The organism is Saccharomonospora sp. NB11 (assembly GCF_015910535.1).
In the GTDB taxonomy this organism is placed as follows: Bacteria; Actinomycetota; Actinomycetes; order Mycobacteriales; family Pseudonocardiaceae; genus Saccharomonospora.
In genome coordinates this window covers 452,527-469,981 of the sequence record NZ_JACBJG010000002.1, presented here as the reverse complement: position 1 = coordinate 469,981, position 17,455 = coordinate 452,527, and the positions used below count along the sequence as shown (strand labels likewise).

Genomic DNA, 17,455 nt, shown 5'->3' with positions numbered 1-17,455 from the left:
TCGTAGTGTTTCGGTGGTTATAGCGGTGGGGAAACGCCCGGTCCCATTCCGAACCCGGAAGCTAAGCCTGCCAGCGCCGATGGTACTGCACTCGAAGGGGTGTGGGAGAGTAGGACACCGCCGAACTATTTGTGGTGAGGGCCCGTCAGGGTTGGTCCAACGGCCAACCCCGACGGGCCCTTCTGGTTTGTCTACATTCATAGTGGTGCGGGAGCAGCACACAACCGTGGCGCGTCACGATTTGCAGGTAGGAGAACGCGTGTCCGACAACGGCCCGCGCGGCGAAGGTGACGACAGGTCCGGTCGCCCGGACCGTCGTGACCACGGGTCGCGCGCAGAGAACAAGGGTTACGGCGATCGTCGCGGCGGGCAAGGTCGAGGCGGCGGTGCTGGACGGTCCGACCGCGGCCGTGACAACCGCGACCACCGTGACCGCCGAGAAGGACGCGGGTCGTTCGACCGGTACGAGAAGCGCGGTGGGCGCGGCGGTGACGACCGCCGACACCGTCAGGACGATCGGGGTGGGTTCGCTCGTCGCGATGACCGGGAGGACCGGGGCAGTGGCCGCCGGTTCGAGCGGCACGGCGACGACCGCAGGACCTCCGACCGTCGGGACGACAGGTCCGGGCGCACGGATCGCGGTGGATTCCGCCAGCGCGACGACCGGCCCGGCCGGGGGCGAGACGAGCGACGCGGTTTCGACCGCAAGGACGACCGGCGAGGTCGTGACGACCGCGGTGGATTCCGCCAGCGCGACGACCGGCCCGGGCGCGGGCGAGACGAGCGCGGTGGCTTCGATCGACGGGAACGGCGCGGCGGGTTCTCCGGGGACCGCCGGGACGAGCGACCCCGCAAGGATGCGCACGACCGTCCACGCAGCGCACCTCGCCAGCGCAGTGACGCGGCGGCGGCTCGTGAGCTGCTGTCCGCACCGCAACTGCCGGACTCCGTCGACTTCGCGGACCTCGACATCGAGGCTCGGCGCGAACTGCGGTCGTTGCCGAAGGACCTCGCCGAGCGCATCGGTCGGCACCTCGTGGCAGCCGGGACGCTCATCGACGAGGACCCCGAGGCCGCGCTGGCGCACGCCCGGTACGCCAAGTCGAAGGCGTCTCGCATCGCCGTGGTCAGGGAAGCCGTCGGCCTCGCCGCGTACCACGCGGGCGAATGGGCCGAGGCCCTTTCCGAGCTGCGAGCTGTTCGTCGCATGACGCGCACCGACATCCACGTGGCCGTCATCGCCGATGCCGAGCGTGCCCTCGGGCGCCCGGAACGGGCCCTCGACGTGGCCAAGGAGGTCGACCACGCCACGCTCCCGAAGGAGGTCGCGATCGAGTTGAAGATCGTGGCAGCCGGAGCGCGCCGTGACCTCGGACAGCTTGATGCCGCCGTGGTGGCGTTGCAGGGGCCCGACCTCGACCCGAAGCTTCGGCAGCCGTGGAGCTTCCGCCTGTTCTACGCGTACGCCGACAACCTCGCCGCGGCCGGTCGTACCGACGAGGCGGTGCAGTGGTTCCTCCACGCCGCTGAGGCCGACGTGGAGGAGGAGACCGACGCCGCCGAGCGGGCCGCGGAGCTGAGCGCGTGACGGCGGAGACCCTGCTCGACCGCCACGACGCGGTGCTGTTCGACCTCGACGGCACCGTGTACCACGGCACGCGGCCGATCCCGGCGGCCGCCGATGCCGTCGCGCACGTCCGTGAACGTGGACGTCCCGTGCGATTCGTGACGAACAACGCGTCCAAGTCGCCGGACGCCGTCGCCGAGCACCTCGCGAGCGTCGGGGTGCCGGCGACACCGTCGGAAGTCAGCACCAGCGCGCAGGCCGCCGCCGCTTTGCTGGGAGAGCTGCTTCCCGCTGGGGCGACGGTGCTCGTCGTCGGTACCGAGTCCCTTCAGGCCGAGGTGCGCGCGGTGGGCCTGCGACCCACCCGGGAGCACGGTCCGGACGTCGCCGCCGTGGTACAGGGGCACTCGCCCGACACGTGCTGGAATGACCTCGCGGAGGCGTGCCTCGCGCTTCGGGACGGTGCGTCGTGGGTGGCCTGCAACGGTGACGTCACGTTGCCCACCGAGCGCGGTCAACTGCCGGGCAACGGGTCCATGGTGGCCGCTCTGCGCGCGGCTACCGGGCGGGAACCCCGGGTGGCTGGGAAGCCCGAGGCTCCGCTGCTGCGGACCGCCGCGCAGTCGGCCGGGGCCACGGCGCCGTTGGTCGTCGGGGATCGGCTCGACACCGACATCGCTGGTGCTCATGCGGCTGGTTACCGTTCGCTCGTGGTGTTGACGGGGGTTGCGACGGCTCGTCAACTCCTGACCGCCGGACCCGGCGAGCGGCCGGACTACCTCGCGGCGGACTTGAGCGCCGTGACGCGGGACCCCAGCGTCGATGAGCTGAAGATCGGTCCGCGGACCGGGTGGGAGATCGACGTCGTCGACGGGGTCGCGCTGGTCGGTTCTTCCGGCGAGGAGCCCGCCGACCGACTCGATCTGCTGCGCCATCTCTGCCACGTGGCGTGGACGGCATCGGTGTCGGGCGTTCGCGCTCGAGACGGGGTCGCGGACGCCGCGCTCGCGTCGTGGGACGTGCGCTGATCGCCCAGGGCTACGGCGTGTCGACAGCTCGATCGGTTAGCGTTGTGGAGTGCACGTAGAAGCTCACTCTGCGCCGCGGCCGGTGCCCGGCCCGCCGCCGGGACGGCGCGAGGAACAGACCGTCGACCCGCGCCCGGCCATCGACGACGCGGTGGCTGCTCTCGACGCGCTGGACGACCTCCCACCCGTGGACCACGTCGAACGGTTCGAGGCCGTGCACACCGCGCTGTCAGTAGCCCTGACCAGCATCGACAGGGTGTGATCGTGGCCAAGAGAGCGCGACTCGACGCCGAGCTCGTCCGCCGGGGCCTGGCCCGGTCGAGGGAACACGCCAGCTCGCTCATCACGGAGGGGCGGGTCACGGTGCGCGGATTGGTGGCGAAGAAGCCTGCGACGAGCGTCGAGGCCGACGTCGCCATCGTGGTGCGCACCGACGACGACCCGAACTGGGCTTCGCGCGGGGCACACAAGTTGCTCGGCGCGCTGGAGGAGTTCACGCCGCGGGGATTGCGCGTCGAGGGACGCCGGTGCCTCGACGCCGGAGCGTCCACGGGCGGCTTCACCGACGTCCTCCTGCGCCGCGGTGCCGCGTCCGTCATTGCGGCCGACGTGGGCCGGGGGTTGCTCGACTGGCGGCTGCGCACCGACGAGCGGGTCACGGTGCTCGACAAGACCAACGTGCGGTCGCTGACGCCGGACGCCATCGACGGGGTGGTCGACCTCGTGGTCGCCGACCTGTCGTTCATCTCGCTCCGGCTCGTGCTGCCCGCACTCGCGGCGTGCGCAGCGACCGGGGCCGACCTGCTGCCGATGGTGAAGCCGCAGTTCGAGGTCGGCCGCCAACGGCTCGGCAGCGGCGGCGTCGTGCGCGACCCCGCATTGCGGGCGGAGGCCGTCTCCGACGTCCTCACCGAGGCCGCGCGGTGCGGGCTGCGGACCGTGGGGGTCGTGGCCAGCCCACTGCCGGGGCCCTCGGGCAACGTCGAGTACTTCGCCTGGTTGCGCAAGGAACCCGATGGGGTGGACAGTGATCCCGCCGACGTGGAGCGGCGCGACGAGATGGTCCGCACCGCGGTGAGGAAGGGACCTTCGTGACCGAGCAGGAACGCCGAGAGGTACTGCTGATCGTCCACCCGGATCGGGACACGACACGGGACGCGGCGGGCGAGGTGGCGGTGCGACTCGCGGCGGCCGGCATCGGTCTGCGCGTGCTCGACGACGAGGTGCGGCGGCTCGTCGAACCGCCCGACCGGTCGTTGCCGTGCGCGGTCGTGGCACCGTCCGACGATCCCGCGCGGGGAGCCGAGCTGGTGCTCGTCCTCGGGGGCGACGGCACGCTGTTGCGCGCCGCCGAACTCGCCCGACCCGCCGGGGTGCCGGTGCTCGGGGTCAATCTGGGACGCATGGGGTTCCTCACCGAAGCCGACTACGACGCGCTCGGCGACACGGTCGACCGCGTGGTGGAGCGCCGCTACCGCATCGAGGAACGGATGACGGTGGACGTCACGGTGACGGTCGGCGACACCGTGGTCGCGCACACCTGGGCGTTGAACGAGGCGAGTGTCGAGAAGTGCTCCCGGGAGCGGATCCTCGACGCGTTGATCGAGGTCGACGGTCGGCCGGTCTCGTCGTTCGGTTGTGACGGCGTGCTGTGCTCGACACCCACCGGGTCGACGGCGTACGCGTTCTCGGCCGGCGGCCCCGTGGTGTGGCCGGACGTGGAGGCCCTGCTCGTGGTGCCCAGCAACGCGCACGCGATGTTCTCGCGGCCGTTGGTCGTGTCGCGGTCCTCGGTGATCACGGTGCAGGTCGATCCGGACGGCTCGCCCGCGGTGCTCACCTGCGACGGGTTGCGGCACGAGGACCTGGCGCCGGGCGCCCGGGTGCAGGTGGTGGCCGGGGCGGTGCCGGTGCGGCTGGCGCGCCTGTGGGACGGCCCGTTCACCGACCGGCTGGTCCACAAGTTCTCCCTGCCGGTCACGGGATGGAGGGAGCGGCACGCCCGCGAGGGTTGACGCCCGCGTCGCAGGGTGCCGCTACGGTGGTTGGCGTGCTGGCCGAGATGCGTATTCAAGGCCTCGGGGTGATCGAGGAGGCCGCGCTCGAACTGCACCCCGGGTTCACGGTGGTCACCGGTGAGACCGGGGCCGGTAAGACGATGGTCGTGACGGGCCTGCACCTGTTGTCCGGGGGACGCTCGGACGCGACCAAGGTGCGGGCCGGAGCGGCGAAGGCGATCGTGGAGGGCCGCTTCACCGACGTCACCGGGGAGCAGGCGCTGCGCATCCTGTCCGACGCGGGAGCCGACACCGACGAGGACGGCAGTGTGATCGCTCTGCGATCGGTCGGCGCCGACGGACGGTCGCGGGCCCATCTCGGAGGCCGGTCGGTGCCGGTCGGCGTGCTGGGACACCTGTCGGAACACCTCCTCGCCGTGCACGGGCAGAACGACCAGCTCCGACTGCTGCGTCCTGCCGAGCAACGGGCGGTGCTCGACCGCTTCGCGGGCGAGTCCGTGGCGAAGCCGCTGGCTGCCTACCGCGAGGTGCGGCGGGAGTGGCTCGCCGTGTCGCGCGAGCTGACGGAACGTCGTGCGCGCTCTCGGGAGCTGGCGCAGCAGGCCGACCTGCTCCGGCACGGACTGGCCGAGATCGAGGCCGTCGAGCCGACGCCGGGGGAGGACGCCGAGCTGACGGAGCAGGTCAAACGGCTGGCCGCCGTGGACGAGTTGCGTGACGCCGCCACGGCGGCGCAGCTCGCGGTCGCAGGTTCCCCCGACGGGGACCCGGACGTGCCGGGCGCGCTGGGTCTGCTGGCCGAGGCGCGACGTCGGTTGAGCACCGCGGAGGACGCGGTGTTGCGTGACTTCGAGCCACGGCTGGCGGAGGCGTCGGTGCTGCTCGGCGAGGTGGGGCGCGAACTCACCGCGTACCTCGACGGACTGGACGCCGACCCGGAACGGCTCGAACGGATCCTGGCGCGGCAGGCGGAGCTCAAGAAGCTGACCCGCAAGTATGCGGCCGACATCGACGGCGTGCTGGCGTGGGCGGAGGACGCTCGTGCGCGACTCGCCGGGATGGATACGTCCGAGGAGGCGTTGGAGGCGTTGGCCGCGCGGCGGAATGCCCTGGCCGACGAGCTGAGGACGCATGCGCGCCACGTGTCGGAGGCGCGCCGGGCCGCTGCCGAGGTGCTCGCCGAACGCATCACGGGTGAACTCGCGGGGCTGGCGATGGGGCAGGCCGCGATCGAGGTCTCGGTGGGTGCGAGGGAGGTCGACCCCGGCGAGCCGACCGCGTTGACGCTCGACGGGCGCACCTACGCGGCCGGGCCGGACGGCGTGGACGAGGTGGAGCTGCTGCTGCGGGCACACGCCAAGGCACCGGCACTCCCGGTGCACAAGGCGGCGTCCGGGGGTGAGCTCTCCCGCGTGATGCTCGCGACCGAGGTGGTGCTCGCACATGCGGACACCGTGCAGACGCTCGTGTTCGACGAGGTGGACGTGGGCGTCGGCGGACGCGCGGCGGTGGAGATCGGGCGTCGGCTCGCGCAACTCGCGCGTACCCACCAGGTGCTCGTGGTGACCCATCTGCCGCAGGTGGCGGCGTTCGCGGACCGGCATCTGGTGGTCGACAAGGGCACGGCCGACGGCGTGACCCGAAGCGGGGTCCGCACGCTCGACGGCGACGGTAAAGTCACCGAACTCGCCCGCATGCTCGCGGGTCTGGACGACACCGAGACCGGCCGAGCGCATGCCGAGGAGTTGCTGAGGGCGGCGGAGGAGTTCAAGGCGTCGTAGAAGTGCCGCCCGAGTGCATTCGGGGGACACGACGCAGCGCCGATAGGCCGCTCGGGTGCCGCGCGTTCGGGTGTCACGTCGTCCCGCATCCTGGTCAACCGAGGTGCCCGTTCGGCGTGGCGGTCACACGAGCGGGCGTGGCGTTGTCACCATGCGCGGCATGAAATTGGCCTCGCTGCTGTCGCGTACCCCGTCCGCGCAACCCGGCATCTCCGGTGTCGCTCGCGTCGACCGCCGAATCCGGGACCTGGTGAAGCGCGTCTCTCCCGGCGACATCGCGGTGATCGACCAGGTGGACCTGGACCGTGCGAGCGCCGACGCGTTGGTGCAGGCCCAGGTCGCGGCCGTGATCAACGCGGCGCCCTCGATCTCCGGTCGTTACCCGAACCTCGGACCGGAGGTGTTGTTGAAGGCGGGTGTCCCGCTGTTCGACAACGCGGGCCGGGAGGTGCTGCACCGGGTCCGCGACGGCAGCATGGTGCGCGTGCACGAGAACACCGTGTACGTCGGTCGCCGAGAGGTCGCGACCTGTGTCGTGCAGACGCCCGAGAGCGTGGCCGACCAGATCGTCGAGGCTCGCGCGGGGATGTCCGCGCAACTGGAGGCGTTCTCGGCCAACACGATCGAGTTCCTGCGGCGGGAGCGCAGCCTGATCCTCGACGGAGTGGGTGTGCCGGACCTTCGCGTGTCGCTGGCGGACCGTCACGTCGTGGTGGTGGCGCCCGGACCGGGGCACGCCGAGGACTTCCACGCGCTGAAGCGTTACGTGCGACGCCACCGGCCCGTGCTGATCGGGGTGGAGCGCGCCGCCGACACGATGCGTGACCTGGGTTTCTCCCCGGACGTCGTGGTCGGTGACCCGACGACGGTCGAGGCGAGCACGCTCACCGCGGCGTCCGAGATCGTCGTCCCGGCGCAGCCGGACGGGCACGCACCCGGGGTGGAACGGGTGCAGGATCTGGGAATCGGTGCGGTGACGTTCCCGGCGACGGCCAATCCGGAGGACCTGGCGTTGCTGCTGACGGAGGCACACGACGCCGACCTGGTCGTGACGGTCGGTTTCCAGGCCACGCTGCGGGAGTTCCTGGACAGTGGACGGTCCGGGTCGAATCCGTCGACGTTCCTGACCCGGCTGAAGCTGGGCACGCGGGTCATCGACGGCAAAGCCGTGGCCCGGCTGCATCGCGCCCGAGCTCCGCGCACGTCGTTGTTCGTCGTGCTCGCGTTGCTCGCCGTGGCCGTGGTCGCGCTGGTGCTGGTGGGGCTCGACGCCGGCTACGGGGCCGTGGTCGCGGACTGGTGGAACGCCGCTGTCGACTGGGTCATGAACCTCTGGTGAGGTCCGGTCAGCGGAGGACGCCCTCCCAGCGCTGGACGAAGTCCGGGAAGGTCTTGCCCACGGTGGCCGGGTTCTCGACGACGATGCCGGGAACCCGCAGTGCCAGCACGGCACCCGCCATGACCAGCCGGTGGTCGTCGTAGGTGTGGAACGTTCCCGCGTGCAGCGGCCTCGGCCGGATGCGCAGTCCGTCCTCGATCTCGGAGACGTCGCCGCCGAGCGCGGTCAGTTCGGTGGCCAGCGCGGCGAGCCGGTCGGTCTCGTGGCCCCGCAGGTGCGCGACCCCACGAATCTCCGAGGGCCCGTCGGCGAAGCAGAGCAGCGCCGTCACCACCGGGGTGAGCTCGCCCACCGCGTGCAGGTTCAGCTCGGCGCCCGGCAGGGAACCGCCGCCGGTGACGGTGAGGCCGTCCGCGTCGAGGACCGCTTCGCCGCCGAGCTGACGCACGAGGTCACGCAGCCAGTCGCCGGGCTGCGTCGTCTCGGAAGGCCAGCCCGAGATGCGGATCCGTCCGCCGGTGAGCAGGGGAGCGACGACGAACGGGGCGGCGCTCGACAGGTCCGGCTCGACGGTGTAGCTGGGCAGTGCGAGCGTGGCCGGAGGCACGTGGAACTCGCTGCCGTCGCGCTCCGGTGTCGCGCCGAATCGACGGAGCATGTCCGAGGTCATCGCGATGTGCGGCTCGCTCGGCGTCGCACCACGCAGACGCACCGTGACTCCGCGCTCGAAGGCCGGCGCGGACAGCAGGAGCGCGGAGAGGAACTGGCTGGAGGCGGAGGAGTCGATCTCCACCTCGCCACCCCGAAGGCCGCCGTGTCCGCGCACCGTGAACGGCACCGTGCCGCGGCCGTCGTCGTCGATCTCGGCGCCGAGCGCGCGCAGTGCCTCCAGCAACGGGGCGACGGGCCTGCGCCGGATGGCCGGGTCGCCGTCGAAGCGTGCCGTGCGAGAGCCCAGCGCCGCGAGCGGCGGCGTGAATCGTGCCACGGTGCCCGCGTTGCCCAGCGTGACGTCGACCTCGCCCTGCCCGTCGGTCATGGGTGCAATGCGTACCCCGTCGGACGTCGTGGTCGACGCCGCGCCCAGGGCGTCGATCGCGCCCAGCATGAGGCGGGCGTCCCGCGAGTCCAACGGCTCGCGCACGAGGGTCTCGCCCTCCGACAGCGCCGCGAGCACGAAGGCGCGGTTCGTGATGGACTTCGAGCCGGGCACCCGGACGTCGGCGTCGATCGGGTCGGTGGCCGTCGGTGCGGCCCAGGTGTTCTCCTCGCCCACGCCATCACTGTCCCACACGGGCGGGCCGTTCCACCTCGGGCAGCCGCCCGGCACGCACGGCCCCCCGTGGGATAAGGTGGAAGCCCGTGGGACTTCAGCCGCGGACAACCAAGTACGTCTTTGTCACCGGAGGCGTCGCCTCCTCCCTTGGCAAGGGGCTCACCGCCTCCAGCCTCGGGCAACTCCTCACGGCCCGCGGGCTTCGGGTCACGATGCAGAAGCTCGACCCGTATCTCAACGTGGACCCCGGAACCATGAACCCGTTCCAGCACGGCGAGGTGTTCGTGACCGAGGACGGGGCCGAGACCGACCTCGACATCGGCCACTACGAGCGATTCCTCGACCGTGACCTGTCGGGGACGGCCAACGTCACGACGGGCCAGATCTACTCCTCGGTGATCGCCAAGGAGCGGCGGGGCGAGTACCTGGGGGACACCGTCCAGGTCATCCCGCACATCACCGACGAGATCAAGGCACGGATCATGTCGCTCGCCGCCGACGACGGCAGCGGCACCACCCCCGACGTCGTGATCACGGAGGTCGGCGGCACCGTCGGCGACATCGAGTCGCTGCCGTTCCTGGAGGCGTGCCGTCAGGTGCGTCACGACGTGGGTCGGGACAACTGCTTCTTCCTGCACGTCTCGCTCGTGCCCTACCTGGCTCCGTCCGGCGAGTTGAAGACCAAGCCCACGCAGCACTCCGTCGCGGCCCTGCGCAACATCGGCATCCAGCCCGACGCGCTCGTGTGCCGTGCCGACCGGGAGCTGTCGGACGAGGTCAAGCGCAAGATCGGCCTGATGTGCGACGTCGACAACGACGCCGTCATCGCCTGCCCCGACGCGCCGTCGATCTACGACATCCCCAAGGTGCTGCACGGCGAGGCGCTCGACGCGTACGTCGTGCGCAGGCTCGGCCTGCCCTTCCGGGACGTCGACTGGACGGTGTGGGGCGACCTGCTCGACCGGGTCCACAACCCCTCGGAGACCGTGCGCGTGGCGGTCGTGGGCAAGTACATCGACCTCCCCGACGCGTACCTGTCGGTCACCGAGGCCCTGCGGGCGGGCGGGTTCGCCCACCGCGCGAAGGTCAAGATCGTGTGGGTGCCCTCCGACGAGGCCACCACGCCCGCCGGTGCGGCGGCCGCACTGTCCGACGTGGACGGCATTCTCGTGCCCGGTGGGTTCGGGATTCGGGGCATCGAGGGCAAGATCGGTGCGATCAACTACGCCCGCACGCACAAGATCCCGGTCCTCGGGCTGTGCCTCGGTCTGCAGTGCATGGTCATCGAGGCGGCGCGCAACCTGGCCGGGATCGAGGACGCGCACTCGGCCGAGTTCGACGAGAACACCCCCAACCCCGTCATCTCGACGATGGCCGACCAGAAGGACGTCGTGGCCGGCGAGCGCGACATGGGTGGCACCATGCGGCTCGGCGCGTACCCCGCGAAGCTGCTGCCCGGCTCGCAGGTGGCGGAGGCCTACGGCACCACCGAGGTGTCCGAACGACACCGGCACCGCTACGAGGTCAACAACGCCTACCGGAAGCGGATCGCCGACGCCGGTCTGGTGTTCTCCGGCCTGTCCCCGGACGAGCGGCTCGTCGAATTTGTTGAGCTGCCCAAGGAGGAGCACCCGTTCTTCGTCGGGACTCAGGCGCACCCGGAGCTGAAGTCGCGTCCGACGCGCCCGCACCCGCTGTTCGCGGCCTTCATCCGCGCGGTCGTGGACTACCGGACGGCCGACCGGTTGCCGGTCGAGCTGGCGGAGACCCCGGCGGCGGCACGGTGAGCGAGCCCGGCAGGCACGAGTTCACCGTCGCCTCGTCCCGCGACCTCCACATCGGGCGTGTCGTGGGACTGAGGGTCGACGAGGTCGTCATGCCCGGAGGTACCACGGCCTCCCGGGAGGTCGTGGAACACCTCGGGGCCGTCGCGGTGTGTGCCGTGGACGACGACGGCGCCGTGACCCTCGTCCACCAGTACCGTCATCCCCTGGGCGACCGGCTGTGGGAGCTGCCTGCCGGGCTGCTCGACCAGCCGGGCGAGGACCCGGTGGAAGCGGCGCGCCGAGAACTCGTCGAGGAGGCGGGGCTCGAAGCGGCCCGGTGGGACACCCTCGTGGAGATCGCCGCCTCGCCGGGATTCACCGACGAGGTCGTGCGAGTCTTTCTGGCCCGCGAGCTCACGAAGGTCGACCGTCAGGCCCACGGTGACGAGGAGGCCGACCTCGTGGTCCACTCCGTTCCGTTGGAACGGGCCGTGGACATGGTGTTGTCGGGAGAGATCGTCAACGGTGCGACGGTGGGTGGGTTGCTGGCCGCCCATGCCGTGCTCGGCGGTGGTCGCGCCCCGCGTCCGGCGGACGCTCCGTGGCGACACCGGCCGACGCGCTTCGCGTCCCGCGCTCGCTGACGGTGGCCGGACGGGCGGGCCTTCAGTGCAGCTTGCGACCCTGTCCGTCCGTGCCGCCCTCGACGAGCAGGATGATGCCGTCGATGATCGGCCACAGCGCGCCCATCCCGACCGTCAACACGGTGACGGCGAGTTGGAACACCGCCAGTCGGGTGTCGCGGGTGTAGAAGCGGCCCGCTCCGAAGGGCAGCACGATCTGCAGAATGCCCGCCACGGCGGCGGAACGGTCGGACTGCTCGCTCGGTTGCACGTCGGTGCCAGGCGCGGCGGTCGGCACGGGCAGCCCGTTCGCCGGAACGGGTGTGTCCGACAGGAAGGGCGGATGCGGCGCGGGCAGGTCGGTGAACAGCTCGCGGATGTCGCCTCGGACGCGCGCGGCCAGGGCACGGTCGACCCGGCTCTCGTACTCCGCAGTTGTCAGCCGTCCTTCGGCGAAGTGGTCGGCGAGCAGCCGACTCGTCAGGTCGCGTTCCGCGGTGCCGACGCGCAGCGCGTCTGCCTCCGATCCCCGGTTCATGACGGCAGCCTACCGAGCGGACGCGCCGAAGGGAGCAGACCGTCGAGGTCTGGTGCGCAGAACGTGACCGGAGTGGTAGGGGCCCGTTCGGGCTGCCGCGTGTTGATCACCAAGCGTGAGGTGTCGGTCCCCTAGAGTGCGGCGTGTGACACCGGCCGGCCAGCAGCGTTCCCCGCAGCAGGGGGTCGCGGCCTTCCTCGACCACCTGAGGGTCGAGCGCGGCACCTCCCGCAACACCGTGGAGTCGTACGCCCGCGACCTCCGGCGCTACGTGACCCACCTCGCCGACGCGGGAGTGACCGAGCTGCGCCAGGTGACGCACGAGCACGTCGTCGCGTTCAACTCCGCTCTCCGGCACGGGGACGGTGAACGTCCTCCACTGGCACCGTCGTCCGCGGCCAGGGCGCTGTCCGCTGTGAGGGGACTGCACCGGTTCGCCCATGCCGAGGGCTGGACCGGGGACGACCCGGCGCGGGACGTGCGTCCGCCCGCGCTGACCCGGCGGCTGCCCAAGGCGCTGCCGCTCGACGACGTGCTGCGCTTGCTGGGGACGGCGAGCGGGGAGGACGCCCGCGCGTTGCGCGACCGGGCGTTGCTCGAACTGCTGTACTCGACCGGAGCGCGCATCTCCGAGGCCATCGGTCTCGACGTCGACGACGTCGATCGGAACGAGCGCACGGTGGTGTTGTCGGGGAAGGGCGGGCGCCAGCGGCTCGTCCCGGTCGGGCGCCCGGCGTTGGAGGCCCTCGACGCCTACCTGGTGCGGGCCCGTCCCGCTCTGGCGGTGAAGGGGCGAGGGACGGGCGCGCTCTTTCTGAACGCGCGGGGAGGTCGGCTCTCGCGGCAGGGAGCGTGGCAGGTGTTGAAGTCGGCGGCCGAGCGCGCGGGTCTGACGACGGCCGTCTCGCCGCACACGCTGCGCCACTCGTTCGCCACCCACCTCCTGGAAGGCGGCGCGGACGTGCGGGTGGTGCAGGAACTGCTCGGCCACGCCTCGGTCACCACCACCCAGGTCTACACGCTCGTGACGGTCAACACGCTCCGTGAGGTCTACGCGACCACACACCCGCGGGCGTTGGGCTGAGCGGGCGAAAGTACTGCGACACCGACCGGCGAGCCGCTTTGGTGGCGCTCTCGCAGCGTCATACGCTGACGCCGGTCCATGCGAACAAGGAGCTTTCGCCCCATGTCGACTTTTCCACAGCCGGCGCGGAACCTGTCGGACCGCCCGAGCCAGGCGCCGCGGTCCGACTCGGCCGCCGCCGAGGAACGCGACCGGACCAGTGTGCGTATCGCGAAGGGCAGCAGGGACGCCAGGACCTCCACCCGCCAGGGGAAGAGCGCCGAGCCCGACGATGGCCCCAAGCTCGGGCCCACCGGACGGCCGCTGCGCCACATCCCCGATCCACCACCGCTCGACAAGCACGGCCCCGCGCACATCGTCGCGATGTGCAACCAGAAGGGCGGGGTCGGGAAGACGACGTCGACCATCAACCTCGGCGCGGCGTTGGCGGAGTACGGACGCAAGGTGCTGCTGGTGGACTTCGATCCCCAGGGCGCGTTGTCCGTGGGGCTCGGCATCCAGCCGCACGAGCTCGACCAGACCGTCTACAACGTGATCATGGAACGGGCGGTCGACGTCGACGACGTGATCCTGCAGACGCGGGTCGAGCACGTCGACCTGTTGCCCAGCAACATCGACCTGTCCGCCGCCGAGGTGCAGTTGGTGGCGGAGGTCGGTCGGGAGCACACGCTGCTGCGCGTGCTGCGTCCGGTGCTCGACCGGTACGACTACATCCTGGTCGACTGCCAGCCGTCGCTGGGACTGCTGACGGTGAACGCGTTGACCGCGGCCGACGGCATCATCATCCCGTTGGAGTGCGAGTTCTTCAGCCTGCGCGGTGTGGCATTGTTGATCGACACGATCGAGAAGGTGCGCGAGCGGCTGAATCCCAAGCTCGACATCACGGGCATCCTCGCCACGATGTTCGACCCTCGGACTCTGCACTGCAAGGAGGTCATCGCACGCGTGGTGGAAGCATTCGGGGACACCGTGTTCGACACGGTGATCAACCGCACCGTGCGGTTCCCGGAGACGACCGTGGCCGGTGAACCGATCACCACGTGGGCGCCGCGGTCGGCAGGGGCGATGGCGTACCGGGCGCTCGCTCGCGAGGTGATCGCTCGGTGAGCGGGCGAGCGTCGGTGCCGGGCGCATCCGAGCTTCTGCGTCGCACTGCCTCCTCGGACGGCGCGGGCGAGCGCACGCACGTCGCCATGCCGACAAGACCGTCGGCCCCACGCCGAGGGTCGGGCAGGCAGAAGCACGACGCCAAGATCACGGTGTACGTGTCGGGCGACGAACTGCTCGCGCTGGAGCACGCGCGCCTGGCGTTGCGCGGCTCCCACGGGCTCGTCGTGGACCGTGGTCGCGTGGTGCGGGAAGCCGTGGCCGTCGTGCTCGCCGACTTCGAGGAGCACGGAGACGACTCGGTGCTGGTGCGCCGCCTCCGTGGCGACGACGGTGCCGAACCCGGCGAGGGCGCCACGAACCGATGACCGAGGAGGCCTCCCAGACCGCGCCCTCCGACGAGCAGACCGACACCGACTCCGCCCGCCGCGGCTTCCGGGTCCGGCTCGACAACTTCGAGGGTCCGTTCGACCTGCTGCTGCAACTGATCTCCCAGCATCAGCTCGACGTCACCGAGGTGGCGCTCGCGCAGGTCACCGACGACTTCATCGCCTACACCCGCACCCTCGGCCAGGAGTGGAACCTCGACGAGATCACGGAGTTCCTCGTCGTGGCCGCCACGCTGCTCGACCTCAAGGCGGCGCGGCTGCTGCCGTCGGCGGACGTCGAGAACGAGGAGGACCTGGCGTTGCTGGAGGCGCGGGACCTCCTGTTCGCCCGGGTGTTGCAGTACCGCGCCTACAAGCAGGTGGCCGCGTTGTTCGCGGAACTGGAAGCGGGGGCGCTGCGCCGCTATCCCCGGTCGGTGGCGCTGGAGGAACGCTACGTCGGTTTGTTGCCCGAGGTCATGCTCGGGGTGACACCGGAGAAGTTCGCCGAGGTGGCGGTCGGTGTGTTCCGGCCGAAGCCGCCGCCTACCGTGTCACTGGACCACCTGCACATGGCGCGTGTGTCGGTGCGCGAACACGCCGCCGTGCTGCGGGTCCGGTTGGCCACCGAGGGGGCCGCCACCTTCGCTGAGCTCGTCGCCGACTGCGAACACACCATCGAGGTCGTGGCGCGGTTCCTGGCGTTGCTGGAGCTCTACCGCGAGGCGGTGGTGCAGTTCGACCAGGACGAGGCACTCGCCGAGCTGCGCGTGCGGTGGACCGGCGGGTCGGCCGAGGAGGCCGCCGACGAGGCCGAACGCGATCGTGCCGCGAGTCACGAGGACGAGGAGTACGGGTGAGCGAAGTCGACGATCGTGACGTGCATTCCGCCGAGTCGGAGGACGACGGCACCGACGTCGTCGACGGCGGCGGTGACAGTGCCGGTGACGCGGGCTCCGAGCCCACCGACGGCGCTCCGAAGCCCGGCGTGAGCACCACGCGGGAGCTGCCCGACCTCTCCAGCGACGCGGCATTGCAGTCGGCGTTGGAGGCGCTGCTGCTGGTCGTGGACTCCCCGGTGAACGAGGAGTCGCTGGCAGGTGCGCTCGACGAGCCGGTGGACCGGGTCACCGAGATGCTGCGCACGATGGCCGAGGACCTCACCGACCGGGCGAGCGGCATCGACCTGCGACGGGTCGCCGACGGGTGGCGGCTCTACACGCGCGACACCTACGCGCCCTTCGTGGAGAAGCTGCTGCTGGACGGACAACGCTCGAAGCTGACCAGGGCGGCGCTCGAAACCCTGGCCGTCATAGCCTATCGGCAGCCGGTCACTCGGTCCCGGATCGCCGCGGTCCGCGGCGTCAACGTCGACGGCGTCGTGCGAACCCTGCTCGCCAGGGGCCTCATCGAGGAGAGCGGCACCGACCCGGAGACCGGTGGCACGCTGTACGTGACGACCGAACTGTTCCTGGAACGACTGGGGCTGTCGTCGCTGGCCGACCTGCCCCCGATCGCTCCGTTGCTACCCGAGGTGGATTCGATTGACGACAGCTGACCAGGGCGTGCGCCTTCAGAAGGTGCTGGCCAAGGCCGGGATCGCCTCCCGGCGCGCCGCCGAGGACCTCATCGTGGCGGGCCGCGTCAGCGTGGACGGTGACGTGGTCCGGGAACTGGGGCGCAGGGTGGACCCGGACACCGCCGTCATCCACGTCGACGGCGTCCGTGTCCAGGTGCGTGACGACCTCGTGTACCTGGCGTTGAACAAGCCGCGGGGCGTGCACACGACGATGAGCGACGAGCAGGGCCGCCCGTGCGTGGGCGACTACGTGGCCGACCGCCGGGAGCGACTGTTCCACGTGGGCAGGCTCGACGCGGACACGGAGGGATTGCTGCTGCTGACCAGCGACGGTGACCTGGCGCACAAGCTCATGCACCCGTCGTTCCACGTGCCCAAGACGTACCTCGCCGAGGTCGACGGCACCGTGGCTCGGGGGCTGGGCAAGCGCCTGCGGGCGGGCGTGCGGCTGGAGGACGGTCCCGTGAAGGTCGACGGCTTCCGGATCAAGGACACCTTCCCGGGGCGGACGCTGGTCGAAGTGGTCCTGCACGAAGGACGCAAGCACATCGTTCGCCGATTGTTGGCCGAGGTGGGCCATCCGGTGCGCAAGCTCGTGCGGACCGCCGTCGGCGAGGTGCGGCTGGGCAACACCAAGCCCGGCAAGCTCCGCGCTCTCACGCAGCAGGAGATCGGTTCGCTCTACCGCGCCGTCGAAGGCTGAGCACGTCGAGGTCGCGTCGGAAGCGGTGCCCGCACGCCGGACGCCGCTCCGGGCGACTCGCGTGATCAGTCCAGTTCGGACTTCTCTGGATGTTCCAGGCGCAGGTCGAGAGAGCCGGTGAGTCGCAGCTCCTTGATCGTGCGGTCGCCGGTGTCGAGCGTGCGCACGGTGCCGTCGGGATTCCAGCCGACGGCGCGGTAGAAGGCCAGGGAAGCCGAGTCGGACTGCACGACCCACGCGATACCCCGCTCGGCGCCGCGCCGTCGCAGCCCGGCCGCGGCCGTGCCGAGCAGGCGGCCTCCGTGGCCCCGACGACCCCACCGCGGTTCCACGAGCAGGGACGCGATGAATCCGGTGCGCGCGGCGTCGTCGGGTAGGGTGCCGTCCGCCGCGGCGACCTCCGATTCCGGCGCGATGCCCGCCACGCAGAAGCCCACCGTGGCCGAGCCCTCGACGGCGACGTAGACGTCGGTGTCCGGATGGGCCACGGCTTCTTCCCAGCTCGCCGACACCTGCGCGGGGTCGAGGACGTCGACGGCGGAACCGAGCGTCTGTCCGTAGGCGGTGCGCCAGGTCGTGAGCTGGATACGGCTGATCTCGCCGACATCGTCGGCGGTGGCGGCACGCACGTCGGCGATCGTCATACCCGTCACCGTAGCGAGGCGGTCACCGAGCCGA

The 17,455-nt window shown here is 71.2% G+C and carries 19 protein-coding genes and 1 rRNA gene; 16 read left to right on the top strand and 4 right to left on the bottom strand.

Annotated elements, in window-relative coordinates:
• Positions 1-9: 9 nt before the first annotated feature.
• Positions 10-126: ribosomal RNA gene (gene rrf / locus JAV51_RS04470) — 5S ribosomal RNA — on the top strand.
• A gap of 19 nt (positions 127-145) precedes the next feature.
• On the opposite strand, the gene JAV51_RS20185 is transcribed toward rrf, so the two are convergent.
• On the bottom strand, positions 146-1,228 hold the full coding sequence (locus JAV51_RS20185) for a hypothetical protein (protein ID WP_231641192.1): 1,083 nt from the start codon (positions 1,226-1,228) through the stop codon (positions 146-148).
• Between JAV51_RS20185 and JAV51_RS20180 the strand changes: the two genes are divergently transcribed.
• The 7 genes from JAV51_RS20180 (at position 1,208) to steA (ending at position 7,733) form a co-directional block, all read left to right on the top strand.
• A complete protein-coding gene (locus JAV51_RS20180) occupies positions 1,208-1,588 on the top strand; it encodes a hypothetical protein (RefSeq protein WP_231641191.1) in 381 nt (126 codons plus the stop codon). The genes JAV51_RS20185 and JAV51_RS20180 overlap by 21 nt on opposite strands.
• A complete protein-coding gene (locus JAV51_RS04460; protein ID WP_197319320.1) occupies positions 1,585-2,595 on the top strand; it encodes an HAD-IIA family hydrolase in 1,011 nt (336 codons plus the stop codon). The genes JAV51_RS20180 and JAV51_RS04460 overlap by 4 nt, the downstream gene beginning before the upstream one ends.
• Positions 2,596-2,677: 82 nt before the next feature.
• Positions 2,678-2,857: a hypothetical protein gene (locus JAV51_RS04455; RefSeq protein ID WP_197319349.1), complete on the top strand. Its 180-nt coding sequence runs from the start codon at positions 2,678-2,680 to the stop codon at positions 2,855-2,857.
• Between the two features lie 2 nt (positions 2,858-2,859).
• On the top strand, positions 2,860-3,690 hold the full coding sequence (locus JAV51_RS04450) for a TlyA family RNA methyltransferase (RefSeq protein ID WP_197319319.1): 831 nt from the start codon (positions 2,860-2,862) through the stop codon (positions 3,688-3,690).
• Entirely contained in the window at positions 3,687-4,610 is a 924-nt protein-coding gene (locus JAV51_RS04445; RefSeq protein ID WP_197319318.1) for an NAD kinase, read from the top strand. Before JAV51_RS04450 ends, JAV51_RS04445 begins: the two co-directional genes overlap by 4 nt.
• Positions 4,611-4,645: 35 nt before the next feature.
• The gene (gene recN / locus JAV51_RS04440) at positions 4,646-6,394 is read left to right on the top strand and encodes a DNA repair protein RecN (RefSeq protein ID WP_197319317.1); all 1,749 of its coding nucleotides are present in this window, start codon (positions 4,646-4,648) and stop codon (positions 6,392-6,394) included.
• A gap of 160 nt (positions 6,395-6,554) precedes the next feature.
• Positions 6,555-7,733, top strand: coding sequence for a putative cytokinetic ring protein SteA (gene steA / locus JAV51_RS04435; protein WP_197319316.1), 1,179 nt, complete (start codon positions 6,555-6,557; stop codon positions 7,731-7,733).
• Between the two features lie 7 nt (positions 7,734-7,740).
• Here steA and aroA read toward each other — a convergent pair whose 3' ends face one another.
• Positions 7,741-9,009 carry a 3-phosphoshikimate 1-carboxyvinyltransferase gene (gene aroA / locus JAV51_RS04430; RefSeq protein WP_197319315.1) on the bottom strand — a complete coding sequence of 423 codons (1,269 nt, stop codon included), beginning with the start codon at positions 9,007-9,009 and terminating at the stop codon, positions 7,741-7,743.
• A gap of 86 nt (positions 9,010-9,095) precedes the next feature.
• Between aroA and JAV51_RS04425 the strand changes: the two genes are divergently transcribed.
• Both JAV51_RS04425 and JAV51_RS04420 read left to right on the top strand, forming a co-directional pair.
• Positions 9,096-10,796, top strand: a complete 1,701-nt coding sequence (locus JAV51_RS04425) for a CTP synthase (protein WP_197319314.1) — start codon at positions 9,096-9,098, stop codon at positions 10,794-10,796.
• Complete coding sequence (locus JAV51_RS04420) at positions 10,793-11,419, top strand: NUDIX domain-containing protein (protein ID WP_197319313.1); 627 nt, start codon at positions 10,793-10,795, stop codon at positions 11,417-11,419. Before JAV51_RS04425 ends, JAV51_RS04420 begins: the two co-directional genes overlap by 4 nt.
• A gap of 22 nt (positions 11,420-11,441) precedes the next feature.
• Here the strand turns inward: JAV51_RS04420 and JAV51_RS04415 are convergent, their stop codons facing one another.
• Complete coding sequence (locus tag JAV51_RS04415) at positions 11,442-11,936, bottom strand: DUF1707 domain-containing protein (protein ID WP_197319312.1); 495 nt, start codon at positions 11,934-11,936, stop codon at positions 11,442-11,444.
• A 145-nt stretch (positions 11,937-12,081) separates the two neighbouring features.
• Here JAV51_RS04415 and xerD point away from each other — a divergent pair, with 145 nt between their 5' ends.
• From xerD to JAV51_RS04385, 6 genes are all read left to right on the top strand, one after another.
• Complete coding sequence (gene xerD, locus JAV51_RS04410) at positions 12,082-13,020, top strand: site-specific tyrosine recombinase XerD (RefSeq protein WP_197319311.1); 939 nt, start codon at positions 12,082-12,084, stop codon at positions 13,018-13,020.
• A 102-nt stretch (positions 13,021-13,122) separates the two neighbouring features.
• The gene (locus tag JAV51_RS04405; RefSeq protein ID WP_197319310.1) at positions 13,123-14,127 is read left to right on the top strand and encodes a ParA family protein; all 1,005 of its coding nucleotides are present in this window, start codon (positions 13,123-13,125) and stop codon (positions 14,125-14,127) included.
• On the top strand, positions 14,124-14,495 hold the full coding sequence (locus JAV51_RS04400; protein ID WP_197319309.1) for a cobyrinic acid a,c-diamide synthase: 372 nt from the start codon (positions 14,124-14,126) through the stop codon (positions 14,493-14,495). Before JAV51_RS04405 ends, JAV51_RS04400 begins: the two co-directional genes overlap by 4 nt.
• Positions 14,492-15,355 (top strand): ScpA family protein, encoded by an 864-nt coding sequence (locus tag JAV51_RS04395; protein WP_197319308.1) that lies wholly within the window; start codon positions 14,492-14,494, stop codon positions 15,353-15,355. Before JAV51_RS04400 ends, JAV51_RS04395 begins: the two co-directional genes overlap by 4 nt.
• Positions 15,352-16,053: an SMC-Scp complex subunit ScpB gene (gene scpB, locus JAV51_RS04390; RefSeq protein ID WP_197319307.1), complete on the top strand. Its 702-nt coding sequence runs from the start codon at positions 15,352-15,354 to the stop codon at positions 16,051-16,053. Before JAV51_RS04395 ends, scpB begins: the two co-directional genes overlap by 4 nt.
• Complete coding sequence (locus JAV51_RS04385) at positions 16,040-16,777, top strand: pseudouridine synthase (RefSeq protein ID WP_197319306.1); 738 nt, start codon at positions 16,040-16,042, stop codon at positions 16,775-16,777. The genes scpB and JAV51_RS04385 overlap by 14 nt, the downstream gene beginning before the upstream one ends.
• A 65-nt stretch (positions 16,778-16,842) precedes the next feature.
• Here the strand turns inward: JAV51_RS04385 and JAV51_RS04380 are convergent, their stop codons facing one another.
• Entirely contained in the window at positions 16,843-17,421 is a 579-nt protein-coding gene (locus JAV51_RS04380; protein WP_197319305.1) for a GNAT family N-acetyltransferase, read from the bottom strand.
• Positions 17,422-17,455: the final 34 nt, after the last annotated feature.